Here is a 15,429-nt window from a genome sequence, read left to right as displayed (position 1 = left end):
CGTCAGCGGCCGTCAGGCTTACTTGAGCGACGGCGCGATGTTGATGCAGGCTTCGCACAGGCCGGCGACAGCGCCGACAGACTTGTCGAAGGCTTCCTTCTCGGCCTTGTTCAGGTCGATTTCGATGATGCGCTCGACGCCACCGGCACCGATGACCGTGGGAACGCCGACATACATGTCCTTGACGCCGTACTGGCCGGTCAGCTGCGCTGCGCAAGGCAGAACGCGCTTCTTGTCCTTGAGGTAGGATTCAGCCATTTCGATCGCCGAAGCGGCCGGTGCGTAGTAGGCCGAGCCGGTCTTCAGCAGGCCGACGATTTCGGCGCCGCCATCGCGGGTGCGCTGGATGATTTCTTCGAGGCGTTCCTTGGTGACCCAACCCATGGTGACCAGATCGGTCAGCGGAATGCCGCCAACGGTCGAGTAACGGGCGAGCGGCACCATCGTGTCGCCATGGCCGCCGAGAACGAACGCCGTGACGTCCTGAACGGAAACGTTGAATTCCTTGGAGAGGAACAGGCGAAAGCGCGACGAGTCGAGAACGCCGGCCATGCCGACGACCTTGTTGGCCGGGAGGCCCGAGAACTTCTGCAGTGCCCAGACCATCGCGTCGAGCGGGTTGGTGATGCAGATGACGAAGGCGTTCGGGGCATACTTCTTGATGCCGGCGCCGACCTGTTCCATGACCTTGAGGTTGATGCCGAGCAGATCGTCGCGGCTCATGCCTGGCTTGCGGGCAACACCTGCGGTGACGATGCAGACGTCTGCGCCTTCGATCGCCGAGTAGTCGCTGGCGCCGGTCAGGTTGACGTCGAAGCCTTCGACCGGAGAGGACTGAGCGATGTCGAGGCCCTTACCCTGAGGAATGCCATCCGCGATATCGAAGAGAACGATGTCACCCAGTTCCTTCAGGCCGGCGAGATGCGCCAGCGTGCCACCAATCATGCCAGAACCAATGAGTGCGATCTTGTTACGCGCCATTTCGGTGTTTCCTTTGCGACCAAACTTCGTCGGGCGACGCACGGAGGGGCATCGCCCAATTGCCGCAACCGCATAGACCCAAAGCCCAAAAATGGCAAACGATTATTTTTGGTGAAGTAATTTCAATCGTTTAGATCATTAAACTCTTACGTAAACGTAAAATAAACAATCACCGTAGCGCTACTCGGCAGCCCGTCTTTCCTGGTGCAGCGCAAGATATTCCGCACTCCGCATCTCGAACAGCCGCGAAACCGTACGGTCGAATTCGAAGCCTTCCGTACCACGCGCTTGTGTCAATAAATTCTCAGGCATTTCTGCGGCGGAAACATAGAGCCGCACCGCATGATCGTAAAGCGTATCGATCAGGATGATGAAGCGCTTTGTCTGGTTACGCTTATCCGGCCCAAGCAACGGCACGTGATCTAGGAAGACCGCATCGAAACGCGCGCATATCGCCAGATAATCGGCAGCGCCGAGCGGTTTTTCACAGAGATCGACGAAGGAGAAGCGCGCGATTCGATCGACCGCGAGGGGCACGTGAATGACGCGGCCCTTCATCGCGATCTCGAGCGACTGCGCTCTTCGCCCATGCAGCGCCTGCGTCCACAAGGCATCCATGGCCATATCAGTTCGTTCATCCCGCGGCGTCAGGTAGACCGGCAGGCTATCGACCTTCTCCATGCGGTAATCGGTCGGCGACTCGAGCGAGGCAATGTCGACGTATTCGTGCAGGAGATCCAGGAATGGCAGGAAAAGGCTGCGATTGAGCCCATCCCTGTAGAGATTGCCGGGCTCGACATTGGAAGTGGCAACGAGGATGCAGCCACGCCGGAAAAGGTCGGCAAAGAGCCGCGACAGGATCATCGCATCGGCAATATCGGTGACCGAGAATTCATCGAAACAAAGCAGCTCGGCTTCATTGAAGAGCGCCGCCGCCACAACCGGGATAGGATCCGATTGCTTGGTCTCGCCGTTCTTCAGCTTCAGCCGATGAGCGGCGATGCGATTGTGCACATCGGTCATGAACTCGTGGAAATGCGCGCGCCGTTTCCTGGCACATGGCGCCATCGTGAAAAACATGTCCATCAACATGGTCTTGCCGCGGCCGACGCTACCGTGGATGTAGAGACCCTTGACCCTGTCCGACGGCTTCTTCTTCGCTGCAAACAGCCATCCCAGCGCACTACCCTTGGCAGCCGGGCGCTTTTGCTTGAGCTGCGCCAGAACGCGATCCAGGCACTTCGCCACATGCATCTGTGCTGAATCGAGCTGAAGCGCTCCCGAGGCGGTCAGCGACTTCAATTGCTCGCTGACGCTCAGGTTGTAGTCTGGCATGGGTTGCATCAAGATGTCCGCCTATGCAGGATCGGCGGCCGGATCACTTAACGGCTGAGAGTGATCGGCTGCCCGGTATTCGTCTGGCCGCTGAAGCTGTTGTCGGCGGTCTTGTAGACGCTGCCTATCTGGTTGCCGCTGCGGTCCTTCAGGAGGACTTGCTTGCCCGTGACTTCCCAGGAGCCCATCGCCGTCAACTCACCGACACAGCCGCGGGTGCCGCCGCGCGATCCGCTGCCCAGGTTGGTCAGCGTCAGGAACATGTCGCAGGAGCCGTTAACGCGCCAGCTGCCGACCATCGATTCCTTGGTGACGTCCATGGCGTTCGCGGCCATCGCGCCCGGCTGGCCGCCTGCCAGCGGCGCGGTCGTCGTCGGCGCGGCCGGAAACTGCGACGAACCCGATGGCGGAGGCAGCTGCCCGCCCTGCACGGAGGGAACCGGCTGAGCCGTCAATGGAGCCGGCGCGGAACTGTAACTTGCATCGTTGTATGCGGTGCGCTGGCAGCCAGCTAACGACAGAATAACCGCGAGACCTGTCGCCACATGTCTGAACTGCATCATGATACTCCCGATTTTTCAGTATTGCCCTGAAGGTGCCGCGCAATCACGGCGGAATTATCTTGAAAGACCGTGTTGAATCAAGCCGGCACAAGGAGAATTTGTGTCATCGCGGGAGTAAGCAGGCAAACGCGGAGCAAATTTGGCACAATCCACGGCAATGCAAGGCGTGTGATAGGACAAATGAAGGACCGCGAATGCGGCCCTGCATCTCAGTCCATCAAACCCGACGCTCGACCATCATCTTCTTGATCTCCGCAATCGCCTTGGCCGGGTTCAGACCCTTCGGGCAAGTCTGCGCACAGTTCATGATCGTGTGGCAGCGATAGAGGCGGAAGGGATCCTCGAGGTTGTCGAGGCGTTCGCCGGTCGCTTCGTCTCTAGAGTCGATCAGCCAGCGATAGGCCTGCAGCAGCACGGCCGGACCCAGGTAGCGGTCGCCGTTCCACCAATAGCTCGGACAGGACGTCGAGCAGCAGGCGCACAGAATGCACTCGTAGAGCCCGTCGAGCTTCTGGCGATCCTCATGACTCTGCTTCCACTCCTTGGCCGGCGCCGGGGAAACGGTCTTCAGCCACGGCTCAATCGAGCGATGCTGGGCGTAGAAATTATTGAGGTCGGGAACCAGATCCTTGACCACCGGCAAATGCGGCAGCGGATAGATCTTCACCGTGCCCTTGATGTCATCGAGGCCCTTGGTGCAGGCCAGCGTGTTCGTGCCGTCGATGTTCATCGCGCAGGAGCCACAGATCCCCTCGCGACAGGAACGGCGCAGCGTCAACGTCGGGTCGATCTTGTTCTTGATGTAGAGCAAGCCGTCGAGCACCATCGGGCCACAATCGTCGACATCGATATAGAAGGTGTCGATAGACGGGTTCTGGCCATCGTCCGGGCTCCAGCGGTAGACGCGGAATTCGCGGGTGTTCCTGGCGCCCGCCGGCTTCGGCCACACCTTGCCTTCACGCATCTGGGAGTTCTTGGGAAGAGCGAGTTCTACCATGTCCAGTTCCTCTTAGTACACACGAGCCTTGGGCGCGATCTTCTGGGGATCGATACCCTCTGCGATGAGCTCGGTGTGAACCGGGCGGTAGTCGAGTTTCACGTCGCCCGCGTCGTTGACCCACGCCAGCGTATGCTTGCGCCAGTTGACGTCGTCGCGGCCGGCGAAGGCGCCTTCCGTGTAGTCTTCTCGTGCGTGGGAACCGCGGCTCTCCTTGCGGGCCTCGGCGCCGTAGATCGTGGTGATGGCATTGGCCATCAGGTTCTGCAGCTCGAGTGTTTCCACGAGGTCCGAATTCCAGATCATCGAGCGATCGGTGACCTTGATGTCACGCATTTCCTGCCAGATGGCGGAGATGCGCTTGCAGCCGGATTCCAGCGATTCCTGCGTACGGAACACGGCCGCATCTTCCTGCATGGCGCGCTGCATCTTTTCGCGGAGCACCGCCGTCGGCGTACCGCCGCTGGCGTGGCGCAGGCCATCGAAGCGGTCCATGATCTTGTCGCAGGCAGCAACATTCAGATGCGGCACCGGCGATGCGCGGTCGATCACTTCGCCGGCGCGGATCGCGGCGGCGCGGCCGAACACCACGAGGTCGATCAGCGAGTTGGAGCCGAGGCGGTTGGCGCCGTGCACCGAGGCGCAGCCGGCTTCGCCGACCGCCATCAGGCCGGGAATGATCCGCTCCGGATTGGAGCTGTCGGCATTCAGCACTTCGCCCCAATAGTTCGTCGGAATGCCGCCCATGTTGTAGTGGACGGTCGGCAAGACCGGGATCGGCTCGCGAGTCACATCGACACCGGCGAAAATCTTGGCGCTCTCGGAAATCCCCGGTAGGCGCTCGTGCAGCACAGCCGGATCGAGATGGTCGAGATGCAGGAAGATGTGGTCCTTGGCCTTGCCGACGCCGCGGCCTTCGCGGATTTCCAAGGTCATGCAGCGCGAGACGACGTCACGCGAGGCAAGGTCCTTGGCCGAAGGCGCATAGCGTTCCATGAAGCGTTCGCCCTCGGAATTCACGAGGTAACCGCCTTCGCCGCGCGCGCCTTCGGTGATCAGACAGCCGGAGCCGTAGATGCCGGTCGGGTGGAACTGCACGAATTCCATGTCCTGCAGAGGCAGGCCGGCGCGTGCCACCATGCCGCCACCGTCGCCGGTGCAGGTATGGGCAGACGTTGCCGAGAAATAGGCGCGGCCGTAACCGCCGGTCGCCAGCACCACCATCTTGGCGGCGAAGCGATGGATCGTGCCGTCGTCGAGGTTCCAGGCAACGACGCCGGTGCAACGGCTGCCGTCGTCCGACATGATCAGGTCAAGCGCGAAGTACTCGATGAAGAACTCGGCGTTATTGCGCAGCGACTGGCCGTAAAGCGTGTGCAGGATGGCGTGGCCGGTACGGTCGGCAACGGCGCAGGTGCGCTGTACCGGCGGGCCTTCGCCGTAGTTCTGCATGTGGCCGCCGAACGGCCGTTGGTAGATCTTGCCCTCTTCGTTACGGGAAAAGGGAACGCCGTAATGCTCGAGCTCATAGACCGCCTTCGGCGCTTCCATGGTAAGGTACTGCATGGCGTCGACGTCGCCGAGCCAGTCGGAACCCTTGACGGTGTCGTAGAGGTGCCACTGCCAGCTGTCCGGCGTCATGTTGCGCAGCGAAGCGGCGATGCCGCCCTGGGCAGCAACCGTGTGCGAGCGCGTCGGGAATACCTTGGTGATGCAGGCCGTGCGGAAACCCTGTTCCGCCATGCCGAGCGTGGCGCGAAGACCGGCGCCACCGGCGCCGACGACGATCACATCGTATGAGTGATCGACGTACTTGTAGGCCTTCCCATTCTGAGCGGGTGAAGTCGGTGCCATGATACGGTTATCCTACGAATGCAATTTTCAGAATGGCGAAGAGACAGAGCCCCGCCATCAGGATCGAAAAGAAGGTGTTCAGCATCAGCAGTACGATCTTGCCGAATTCGCCGTGCACGTAGTCTTCAATGATCACCTGCATGCCGAGCCGCATGTGGATGATGCCGGAAATGACCATCAGGCCCATCACCACCGCAACGAAGGGGTTCGAAAGCGCGTGAACCACCTCGGCATAGGGCTGGCCGGCATGGACCAGCATGAAAATGATGAAGAAGAGGAAAAGCGGTACGTTGGCAACCGCCGTTACGCGCTGGCGCCAGAAATGATCGGTGCCTTCCTTGGCCGAGCCAAGGCCGCGAACCTTACCCAAGGGGGTACGCATGTCCATGAGATCAACCTTTAAAAGCGAATGAGGAAGCCGATCAACCAGACCAGCACGGTCAGACAGAGCGACCCGATGATGTTGGCTTTGGCGAGCTTGGTCGAAAATGCCTTGTCGAACCCGTAGCCGAGGTCCCACATGAAGTGACGGAAGCCACCGAGCATATGGTGGATCAGCGCCCAGGTATAGCCGAGCAGCACGAGCTTGCCCACGAAGCTGCCAAGGATCCAGTTGACCCAATCATAGTAGGCTTGTCCGGTCGCAGCTGCGATCAGCCACCAGGCGATCAGCAGTGTGCCGACGTAAAGTGCGCCCCCGGTAATGCGGTGGACGATAGACATGACCATGGTGGGGATTGGTTTGTAAATCTGCAAATGCGGCGACAGAGGCCGATTATTTGTCACATTCGCCATCAGAACCTCGCGGCGTCTTCTCTGCGCTCCCGGATTTCGGAGCATTCAAGGCAACCACACGAATGACAAATTCCTTTGTGTGCGTTGCATCAACGGCGACGTTTAGTCACGTAAGCCCCTGACGACAAGTGCAATTGCACCCGCCGATTTAATTTAATCGATTTGCGTCTGCACGCAGCGAGACCCAACCATCATCTCATCCCCTCATAACGCGGTTCCGGGCCCAAGGCGCAGCGTTGGGTAGACAAGCGAGAGGTTTTGGCGCATTTTCACGTTAACGCTTTGTTAAGCATCCGATTTCCGGAGACATACACCATGTTTCGAACCACGTCGAAGCTCCTTTCCCTGGTCCTTACCGGCCTGATCGCCTTGCCGGCAGCGGCCGGCGATTTCGGGGGGCATTCGTTCCCTCGTCATCGCAGCGGCAGCTTCATAGGCCACCATGCGCCTTTCGCGGTCGGGCGGCCCTTCGTGGGACGAAACGACGGGCGAATGCGCTTCGCCTCTGGATATGGCCGTTTCGGCGACCACCGGTTTCGCGATCGCCTGCTGAAGCGCGTCTACTCGCCTTATGGCCGTTACGGCGGGAACAATGTCGTGGTTGTCGTCCAGCCTTCCGGGAGCAACGGAGGTGGTGGAACCTATGCAGGCTCGTCGTATGCCTATGAAACGAGCGCGGGAACCTTTGTGACAGGCAGCGGCTACTCCTACGCCCCCCAGCGGACCGCCTACCTCGCGCCTATGGCCAAGGTCATCGATGTCGCGACCAAGGGCAGCAGCTGCTCCTATGAGGCAGGCGTGTGCGTTATCAGGCCTTGAAGCGCCACACCGTCGTTTTCTTGATTTCGCTGTCTTCCAGCGCCCTGCTAACGGGGACCTGGTAGACCGCAGCGGATTCCAATTTCTCTCGCGGCAGGTAGGCTCGTCCCGGATCTCCGACAAGAACGCCTACACCATCGCGGCTGAGGCTTTCGAACCATGGAACGAGCATGGCGGCGAAATCGCGGTCATAGAAAACATCCCCCGCAAGCAGGATATCCGCGTCGACCTTGCGGCCAACGAGATTGGCGCTGGCAAAATCCAGCTCTACCGCATTCAGCGCCGCGTTCATCCGCACCGCCGCTTCGGCCCATGGATCGATGTCGGCCGCAAGCACCTCACGGGCGCCGCTCATCTTCGCCGCAATCGCCACGAGACCGGAGCCGCTGGCGAAATCGACGACGCGTTTGCCGTCAACGATATCAGGATGATCGAGAACATATCGCGCCAGCCCCTGCCCGCCGGCCCAGGCGAAAGCCCAGAACGGCGGCGGCAGGCCAATCGCCGCAAGCTCCTCTTCCGTCTTCAGCCACAGGTCGTGCGCCTCCGTTGCCAGGTGCAGGCGCATTTCCGGCACATGCGGCGGCACCATCACGCTTGTGTTGGCGCGAATGAAGAGTTCCGGATCGGTCTTCAAAGGCTCGTCAGCGCGGCGGATTGTCGAGGCCACCCATGCGGCAGACCTCTAGCCACTCGTCATCCGTCACCGGCTGCACGGAAAGCCGCATGGACGTCACCAGAGCCATGTTCGAGAGCTTCTCGTTGACTTTGATGTCCTTCAGCGTCACCGCCTGCGGCATATCGCGAACGGCTCGTATATCGACGCAATCCCAGCGGTCGTCACCGGCGGCGGTCGAGTCGGGGTGCGACAGCGCACAGACCTCGACGATGCCGACGATCTCCAGGCCGTCATTGGAGTGGTAGAAGAACCCCTTGTCGCCGATCTGCATCGCCCGCATGTTGTTGCGCGCCAGGTAGTTGCGAACGCCGGTCCACTCGGTTCCCTTCTCACCGGCTGCCTTCTGCTGCTCCCACGACCAGGCAGATGGTTCGGACTTGTAGAGCCAGTGCGCCACGTTCATGCCTCCGGATTGTTGAAGACCCAGTTGAAGGGCTTGATGTCGACGCTTTCGAAAAGCCCGGCCTTGGCGAAGGGGTCAGCGTCGGCGAGTGCCTTTGCGGCCTCGATCGTGTCGGCCTGGATGATGACCAGGCTGCCGCATGGCTTGCCGTCGCTATCGAGAAACGGCCCCGCCATTTTCAACGTGCCTTCGGCATTGAGCTTGTTGAGATGTTCGACGTGAGCCGGCCGCGCCTCCATGCGGACGTTCAGGTGATCGGGCTTGTCCTTGCAGAGAAGAGCAAAAAGCATTTCAGGCCTCCTATTCCGTTGTTATTGGACGCGTCATGAGCTGATCGATGGCTTCGGCGACGCCGAGCCTGCCCTCGATGATAGCCGAAACGGCGTCCGTGATCGGCATCGTGATACCCAGCGTTTCAGCCAGGCGTGTTGCAACAGCTGCGGCGAAAGCGCCTTCAACGAGTTCGCCGCGCGCCGGATTGACCTTCTCGCCGCGCCCGAGCGCAATGCCGAACCTCAGGTTTCGCGACTGGTGGCTGGTTGCCGTCAGCACCAGATCGCCGAGACCGGACAACCCTCGGACAGTATCCGCCTGCCCGCCCCTGGCGACCACGAAACGGGACATTTCAGCAAGACCGCGCGCGATCAGCGCTGCCCGCGCCGAATCGCCGATCCCCGCGCCTTCGACAATGCCGCAGGCGATTGCCAGAACGTTTTTTAGCGCACCGCCGAGCTGCACGCCGATCCGGTCGGAGGACGCATAGAGACGAAAGGTTCGCCCGGAGACCGCGTGCGCAAGTCTTTCGGCCAGGTCCATGTCGCCCGCGGCGATGGCCATGGCGGTCGGCAATCCCTTGGCGATATCCGCCGCGAATCCCGGCCCGGACAAAACGGCAATCGCGTGGCCGGGCAGTTCGCGCTCGAGCATATCAGTCAGCAGATTGCCGGTGGTCTTTTCGATCCCCTTGGCGCAGGTGACGACGACGGCGTCTTTTGCGAGATATGGCCCGTATTGGCGTGCGGCGTCCGCCTGTGCCTGCGACGGCATGGCAAACAGCACGATGTCGGCATCACCGATCGCATCGGCCTCGGCGGAAAACATCAGGGAATCCGGCAGTTCGACACCGGGCAAAGCGGCATCGTGCAAACGCTCCGCCTTCAGATCCGCGATCAATTCCGGGTCGCGTCCGACGAGCGTCACGGAATTGCGTTCCGTCAATGCAATCACCGCGGCCAGCGCAGTTCCAAAGGCGCCCGCTCCAACGACGGCAATTTTCTCGCTCATGCCTTCGCTCCTCGCTTGCCGAAACCAAGCAATGCCTCGGCGCCCGCATCCAGCGGCCAGCGCGAGCGCGGCTGCACGTCAAGGTCGTCAGGCTCCACGCCTGTCGCCATGCGCTCCAACCCGGCCCAGGCAATCATCACCGCGTTGTCCGTGCAGAGCCTCAGGGGCGGCGCGACAAAGCGGAAGCCGTACTTGTCGCACAGCGCCTGCAATGTGCTTCGGATTTCCAGGTTGGCGGCAACGCCGCCCGCGACGACCAGAGCAGGGCCGCCGTCCACCTGCGGATAGGCAGCCTTGAACCGCTCGAGCCCGCGCCCGATGCGATCCTTCAATGTTCGCGACACGGCTCTCTGAAACGATGCGCAAATATCCGCGACATCCTGATCGGTGAGCGGCGCGATCTCCGTTGCGGCCTGGCGCACGGCGGTCTTCAGGCCCGAGAAGGAAAAATTGAGCTTAGCCTCGCCGACAAGCGGTCGAGGAAAATCGAACCTGTTCGCATTGCCGTTTTTGGCCGCCTGCTCAACTGCCGGGCCGCCCGGATAGGGCAGGCTCAGCAGCTTCGCCGTCTTGTCGAAGGCCTCGCCGAGCGCATCATCGATCGTCGTGCCCCAACGCTCGTATTGTCCGACACCGCGCACAAGGATAAGCTGCGTGTGGCCCCCGGAAACGAGCAGCATCAGATAGGGAAATGCCAGCCCATCCGTCAGTCGGGCAGTCAACGCGTGGCCTTCGAGGTGGTTGACGGCGTAGAGCGGCTTTCCCGATGCTTTGGCAATCGCCTTTCCGGTCATCAGGCCGACGAGCAGCCCACCAATCAGGCCGGGGCCTGAGGTTGCGGCGATGGCATCGATGTCGGAGAGCGACACATTGGCCCGTTTCAACGCCTCGTCGATAAGGGTATCGAGCGCTTCGACATGGGCGCGAGCCGCAATCTCGGGTACGACGCCGCCATAGGCGCTATGCTCCTCGAGCTGGCTCAGCACCACGTCGGAGCGTACGGTCGGCACGCCGTCGGCAGCCCGCTCGACCACGGCCGCGGCGGTTTCGTCGCAGCTTGTTTCGATGCCGAGGATGCGTAGAAAGCGAGCCATGGATCCTGATCGTTGATTGCGATGGGTCTGAAACCCGTTTACGAGGAACTCCGGTAACAACGGATCAATGCGGATGCAAACAAAACCTTTCCGGATCGGCACCCGAGGTAGCCCGCTAGCACTGGCGCAGGCTCACGAAGCGCGCGACAGGCTGATGGCCGCGCATGGATTGCCGGAGGACATGTTCGAGATCGTGGTGCTGACCACCAAGGGTGACCGGATCACCGATCGTTCCCTGGCCGAAATCGGCGGCAAGGGGCTTTTCACCGAGGAACTGGAGCAGCAGCTTTCCACCGGCGACCTGGACATCGCCGTCCACTCAGCAAAGGACATGTCGACGAAGCTTCCGGAAGGACTCTGTCTCTCTGCATATCTGCCGCGCGAAGACATCCGCGACGCCGTGATCGGACGCACCGCGCCGAAGCTGATCGAACTGCCGCATGGCGCGGTCGTCGGCTCGTCGTCGCTTCGGCGGCAGGCACTGATCCGCCGCATTCGCCCGGATATATCCGTCATCACCTTTCGCGGCCTCGTCGATACCCGGCTCAGAAAGCTGCGGGAAGGACAGGTAGACGCGACGCTGTTGGCCCTTGCCGGCCTGAAGCGGCTCGGCAAGGTCGAGGTGATCACCGATATTCTGGACGCCGAAACATTTCCGCCCGCGCCCGCACAGGGTGCGATCTGCATCGAGAGCCGGGTCGACGATGCCCGCATCGAGGCTCTGCTGGCACCGATCAACGATGCGACGACCTTCGACACCGTTTCCTGCGAGCGCGCCTTTCTCGCCGCCCTGGACGGCTCCTGTCGGACGCCGATCGGTGGCTATGCGGTTTGCGAGGGCGACCAGATTCGATTCTCCGGTCTGATTATCACGCCGGACGGGCGCCATCAGCACGCGGTCACCATCGACGGAAATCGTCGCGACGCGGCGGCATTGGGCACCCGAGCCGGGCAAGACGTTCGCGCTCGTGCCGGCAGCGCGTTCTTCGACGACTGGAGCTGATGTCCCTATGCGTGTGCTCGTGACCCGTCCCCTGCACTCGGGCCAGCGCACCGCCAGGCGTCTTCGCGACATGGGACACGAACCGGTGTTGCTGCCGCTGTCGCGGCCGGTTCACGATCCCGTTGCCGCTCTGACCGGGCTGACGAATACCGATGGCGCCATCGCCGTGACCAGCGCCGAGGCGATCCATGCCATCGCCGCGCGGCGCACAGAGCTTGCGGCCCATTTCAACCGTCATCTCTTTGCCGTGGGAGAGGCGACGGCGGCGCAGGCGAGAGCGGCCGGCTTCCGCTCCGTCACGCCATCCGGCGGCAGCGGAAACGATCTCGCGGACGCGATTGCAGCCAAGACGCATGGACCCGTTCTCTATCTTGCCGGGTCGCCGCGAGCGGAGACCTTCGAGACCCGCGCCGGCGAGGTCGGCCTGACAGTAACCGTTGCGGAGAGCTACCGGATGGAGCCGGTAAAGGTCGATGCGGGGATGCTGCGATCCATTCTCGCCGGAGGACGACTGGATGCGGTCCTCTTTTATTCGCGGCAGACCGCCGAAACCTTCTTTCACATTTCCGAGATCGAAGCGCACCCCGACAAGGTCGCCGGAACCCGTCTTCTCTGCCTCAGCGCTTCTGTCGCAGAGGCGGTTCCGCTGTTCCTGCGCAAGAACGTCGGCATTGCAGCGACGCCGAAGGAATGCAGCCTTTTGTCGCTCCTTTGACGGCAGTGCCGCCCAAATTTCATCTAACCTCTTTCCTTAACTTACATCACTGACTACTTTCGATGCGATGCAGAAAGATGAGGATCTCATGGCACCAGGAAATCCGCCACGCCACTCGAAGAGCACCGAAGAACCGGTCACCATCGATATGGATGTGCAGGAGTTTGCCTCTGCCAGTGATACCGAGAAAGAAATGCCGGACCCGGCCGACGATCCGGAACGCTCAGCGCCGATAGATGACAGGGCGCAGAGGGACTCCGGCAATGAACAATCGGCGGGTTATGACGACGGCCCCAAGCCCTCGGCGCCGCCTGCTTCCCACCAAACCCACTGGCAAGCCGGCAATACATCCGGGCTGATCGCGGCAGGCATTATCGGTGGGCTGGTGGCGCTGATCGGGGCGGGCGCTATTCAGTATGGCGGCTACCTCCCAGGCTCCTCGGCGCCCGAGACGACAGCGGCGGACGTGACAAACCTGTCCGCTGAAATCGACGGGCTGAAACAATCGGTTTCGAACCTTGCCGCAGCGCCGCCGTCCATCGGCGATGACGGCACGACCGAAAAGCGGATTGCTGCACTGGAAGCGATGGCGAAGTCTCCGGCTCCGGCAGCGCCTGCCGATTCAGCCGCGATTGACGCGCTCAACCAGAAGATCGCCGATCTGACCGGCCAGATCGACCAATTGCGTGGTACGGTCGCGCAGGCGTCTCAACAGACGACCAATGACGCCAACATCGAGCAGAGGCTGGCGGAGACCGAGCGGAAACTCGACGAACCACGCCGCGACGTTGCCGTGGCGCAGGCCATCGCCGCAGCGGCACTTAAGGCGGCGATTGATCGTGGCGGTCCGTTTGCTGCCGAACTCGACACTTATGCGGGTGTTTCGCCCGATGATCAGGCTGTCGCCGATCTTCGCAATTTCGCCGAAACCGGCGTTCCCTCCCGCGCGGAATTGATCCGGCAGGTCCCCGAGGTGGCGACCGCAATCGTCAATTCCGTCGACCGGACAAATCCCGACCAGAGCTGGTCCGACAGATTGATGGCGAGCGCGAAAACGCTGGTGAGCGTGCGCCCTGTCGGCAACATCGAGGGCGACAGCGTGGAAGCGATCGCCGCCCGCATGGAGGACAAGGTAAAGAACGGCGACTTGCCGGGAGCCGCTTCCGAGTGGAATGCACTTCCCACCCAGGCCAAGCAGGCATCGGCAGCATTCAAGCAGTCGCTTGAAGCGCGCATTCGCGTCGAGGATCTTGTCGGCAGTGCCCTTTCCAAAGCCATCTCCGGCGCCGGCAAGGAGGGCTGACGCATGATCAGGCTCGTCATATTCGCCCTTGCCGTTCTTGCGCTTGGATACGGTTTTTCCTGGCTGGCCGATCGCCCGGGTGATCTGTCGCTTGTCTGGGGCGGCCAACTCTACCAGACGAGGCTGATCGTCGCGGCAAGTGGCTTGATCGCGCTGATCGCGCTCGTCATGGTCTGTTGGTGGTTGGTGCGCGTGATCTGGACATCGCCCCATTCGATCACCCGCTATTTTCGCGCCCGCAAGCGCGACCGCGGCTATCAGGCACTGTCCACCGGACTGATCGCCGCAGGCGCCGGCAATGCGCTGATGGCGCGCAAGATGGCAGCCCGTTCCCGCGGGCTCATCCGCGCTGATCAGGAACCATTGATTGCCCTCCTCGAGGCCCAGGCAGCCCTCATCGAAGGCCGCCACGACGAGGCCCGCGCCAAATTCGAGGCGATGACCAACGATCCCGAAACCCGCGAGCTCGGGCTGCGTGGCCTTTACCTTGAAGCCAAGCGCCTCGGCGCCAACGAAGCCGCCCGTCAGTATGCGGAGAAGGCAGCGGACAACGCACCCTATCTGCCATGGGCAGCCCAGGCGACGCTGGAGTATCGCAGCCAGGCCGGTCGTTGGGATGACGCCCTTCGCTTGCTTGAACAGCAGAAGGCAGCCCGCGTGGTCGAAAAAGCCGAAGCCGATCGCCTCCGCGCGGTGCTGCTGACCGCCCGGGCGACGGAGAAGCTTGAAAACGACCCCGCCGGCGCGCGCGACGATGCGACCCACGCCCTCAAGCTCATCGCCGATTTCGAACCCGCCGCCATTGTCGCTGCCAAGGCGCTGTTTCGGGAGGACAAGCTTCGCAAGGCGGCTGCCATCCTCGAGCAGGCCTGGAAAACCAACCCGCATCCTGAGATCGGGCGGGCCTATGTGCGCGCCCGCAGCGGCGATTCGGCCGCGGATCGCATCAAACGTGCCGAACGGCTTGAGGCGCTCAGACCGAACAATGTCGAGTCGCTGCTCGTCGTGGCGCAGGCAGCGCTGGACGCGCAGGATTTCGGGAAAGCCCGGACAAAGGCCGAGGCCGCGGCCCGCATCGACCCCCGCGAAGCAGCCTTCCTGCTGCTCGCGGACATCGAGGAGGCAGAGACCGGCGACCAGGGCCGCATTCGCCATTGGCTGGCCCAGGCACTGAAAGCACCGCGCGACCCGGCATGGGTCGCCGATGGCTTCGTCTCCGACAAATGGCTGCCGCTATCGCCTGTCACCGGTCGCCTCGATGCCTTTGTCTGGAAGCCGCCGTTCGACCACGCTGAAGGTCATGTCGAGGAAGGCGCTCTGGCGTCGATCGACAGCGCGCTAAAGACACTGCCGCCGGTGCGCGAGGTCCGCGCCGAAGGATCGGTCAACGACCACCGCATCATCGAACTCGAGCGGGCGGCAACCATTGCGGAGGCAGCGCGCCCTGCCGCAAAGGCTTCGGAACCGGCCAGGCCGCTGGCAACCGCCTCAGGCAAGCCGGAACCCCGGCCCTTCTTCGGTGGCCTGCCGGACGATCCCGGCGTTCGCAATCCAACGGTGGAGCCGGAACCCAAGACACGGCTGCGCCTTTTCTAGACAAGGAT

The 15,429-nt window shown here is 62.0% G+C and carries 17 protein-coding genes; 5 read left to right on the top strand and 12 right to left on the bottom strand.

What is annotated here, in order from left to right; all coding sequences use genetic code 11:
- Positions 1-18 precede the first annotated feature (18 nt).
- The 7 genes from mdh to sdhC form a co-directional block, all read right to left on the bottom strand.
- Positions 19-981, bottom strand: a complete 963-nt coding sequence (mdh, locus tag ASC90_RS16045; protein WP_056542287.1) for a malate dehydrogenase — start codon at positions 979-981, stop codon at positions 19-21.
- 180 nt (positions 982-1,161) lie between these two features.
- Positions 1,162-2,325, bottom strand: a complete 1,164-nt coding sequence (gene zapE, locus ASC90_RS16040; RefSeq protein WP_056542284.1) for a cell division protein ZapE — start codon at positions 2,323-2,325, stop codon at positions 1,162-1,164.
- A gap of 38 nt (positions 2,326-2,363) precedes the next feature.
- The gene (locus ASC90_RS16035; RefSeq protein WP_056542666.1) at positions 2,364-2,876 is read right to left on the bottom strand and encodes a protease inhibitor Inh/omp19 family protein; all 513 of its coding nucleotides are present in this window, start codon (positions 2,874-2,876) and stop codon (positions 2,364-2,366) included.
- 220 nt (positions 2,877-3,096) lie between these two features.
- A complete protein-coding gene (locus ASC90_RS16030; protein ID WP_056542283.1) occupies positions 3,097-3,876 on the bottom strand; it encodes a succinate dehydrogenase iron-sulfur subunit in 780 nt (259 codons plus the stop codon).
- Between the two features lie 12 nt (positions 3,877-3,888).
- The gene (gene sdhA, locus ASC90_RS16025; protein ID WP_056542280.1) at positions 3,889-5,730 is read right to left on the bottom strand and encodes a succinate dehydrogenase flavoprotein subunit; all 1,842 of its coding nucleotides are present in this window, start codon (positions 5,728-5,730) and stop codon (positions 3,889-3,891) included.
- Positions 5,731-5,737: 7 nt separating this feature from the next.
- A complete protein-coding gene (sdhD, locus tag ASC90_RS16020) occupies positions 5,738-6,118 on the bottom strand; it encodes a succinate dehydrogenase, hydrophobic membrane anchor protein (RefSeq protein WP_056542278.1) in 381 nt (126 codons plus the stop codon).
- Between the two features lie 11 nt (positions 6,119-6,129).
- Positions 6,130-6,525 (bottom strand): succinate dehydrogenase, cytochrome b556 subunit, encoded by a 396-nt coding sequence (sdhC, locus tag ASC90_RS16015; protein WP_056542276.1) that lies wholly within the window; start codon positions 6,523-6,525, stop codon positions 6,130-6,132.
- 315 nt (positions 6,526-6,840) lie between these two features.
- Between sdhC and ASC90_RS16010 the strand changes: the two genes are divergently transcribed.
- A complete protein-coding gene (locus ASC90_RS16010) occupies positions 6,841-7,344 on the top strand; it encodes a hypothetical protein (protein WP_056542274.1) in 504 nt (167 codons plus the stop codon).
- Here the strand turns inward: ASC90_RS16010 and ASC90_RS16005 are convergent.
- The 5 genes from ASC90_RS16005 to tsaD are packed head-to-tail and all read right to left on the bottom strand — an operon-like array spanning position 7,334 to position 10,804.
- Positions 7,334-7,981: a methyltransferase gene (locus ASC90_RS16005; RefSeq protein WP_056542664.1), complete on the bottom strand. Its 648-nt coding sequence runs from the start codon at positions 7,979-7,981 to the stop codon at positions 7,334-7,336. The two genes, ASC90_RS16010 and ASC90_RS16005, sit on opposite strands and share 11 nt — an antisense overlap.
- A gap of 7 nt (positions 7,982-7,988) precedes the next feature.
- Complete coding sequence (locus tag ASC90_RS16000; protein WP_056542662.1) at positions 7,989-8,420, bottom strand: EVE domain-containing protein; 432 nt, start codon at positions 8,418-8,420, stop codon at positions 7,989-7,991.
- A gap of 2 nt (positions 8,421-8,422) precedes the next feature.
- Positions 8,423-8,716, bottom strand: coding sequence for a YciI-like protein (locus ASC90_RS15995; RefSeq protein WP_056542272.1), 294 nt, complete (start codon positions 8,714-8,716; stop codon positions 8,423-8,425).
- A 10-nt stretch (positions 8,717-8,726) separates the two neighbouring features.
- Positions 8,727-9,710, bottom strand: coding sequence for an NAD(P)H-dependent glycerol-3-phosphate dehydrogenase (locus ASC90_RS15990; RefSeq protein ID WP_056542271.1), 984 nt, complete (start codon positions 9,708-9,710; stop codon positions 8,727-8,729).
- Complete coding sequence (gene tsaD / locus ASC90_RS15985) at positions 9,707-10,804, bottom strand: tRNA (adenosine(37)-N6)-threonylcarbamoyltransferase complex transferase subunit TsaD (protein WP_056542269.1); 1,098 nt, start codon at positions 10,802-10,804, stop codon at positions 9,707-9,709. Before tsaD ends, ASC90_RS15990 begins: the two co-directional genes overlap by 4 nt.
- Positions 10,805-10,877: 73 nt before the next feature.
- On the opposite strand from tsaD, the gene hemC reads away from it, so the two are divergent.
- The 4 genes from hemC to ASC90_RS15965 all read left to right on the top strand — a co-directional run bounded on the left by hemC (position 10,878) and on the right by ASC90_RS15965 (position 15,421).
- Positions 10,878-11,807 carry a hydroxymethylbilane synthase gene (gene hemC, locus ASC90_RS15980; RefSeq protein ID WP_056542658.1) on the top strand — a complete coding sequence of 310 codons (930 nt, stop codon included), beginning with the start codon at positions 10,878-10,880 and terminating at the stop codon, positions 11,805-11,807.
- Between the two features lie 7 nt (positions 11,808-11,814).
- The gene (locus tag ASC90_RS15975) at positions 11,815-12,522 is read left to right on the top strand and encodes a uroporphyrinogen-III synthase (protein ID WP_056542267.1); all 708 of its coding nucleotides are present in this window, start codon (positions 11,815-11,817) and stop codon (positions 12,520-12,522) included.
- Between the two features lie 67 nt (positions 12,523-12,589).
- Positions 12,590-13,825, top strand: coding sequence for a COG4223 family protein (locus tag ASC90_RS15970; RefSeq protein WP_200950911.1), 1,236 nt, complete (start codon positions 12,590-12,592; stop codon positions 13,823-13,825).
- A 3-nt stretch (positions 13,826-13,828) separates the two neighbouring features.
- Positions 13,829-15,421, top strand: a complete 1,593-nt coding sequence (locus ASC90_RS15965) for a heme biosynthesis protein HemY (RefSeq protein WP_056542264.1) — start codon at positions 13,829-13,831, stop codon at positions 15,419-15,421.
- The last annotated feature ends 8 nt before the right edge of the window (positions 15,422-15,429 follow it).

This window comes from Rhizobium sp. Root1220 (genome assembly GCF_001426265.1).
Classification (GTDB): Bacteria; Pseudomonadota; Alphaproteobacteria; order Rhizobiales; family Rhizobiaceae; genus Rhizobium.
The sequence above is the reverse complement of the archived record's forward strand: the minus strand, read 5'-3'. Positions and strand labels throughout refer to the sequence as shown.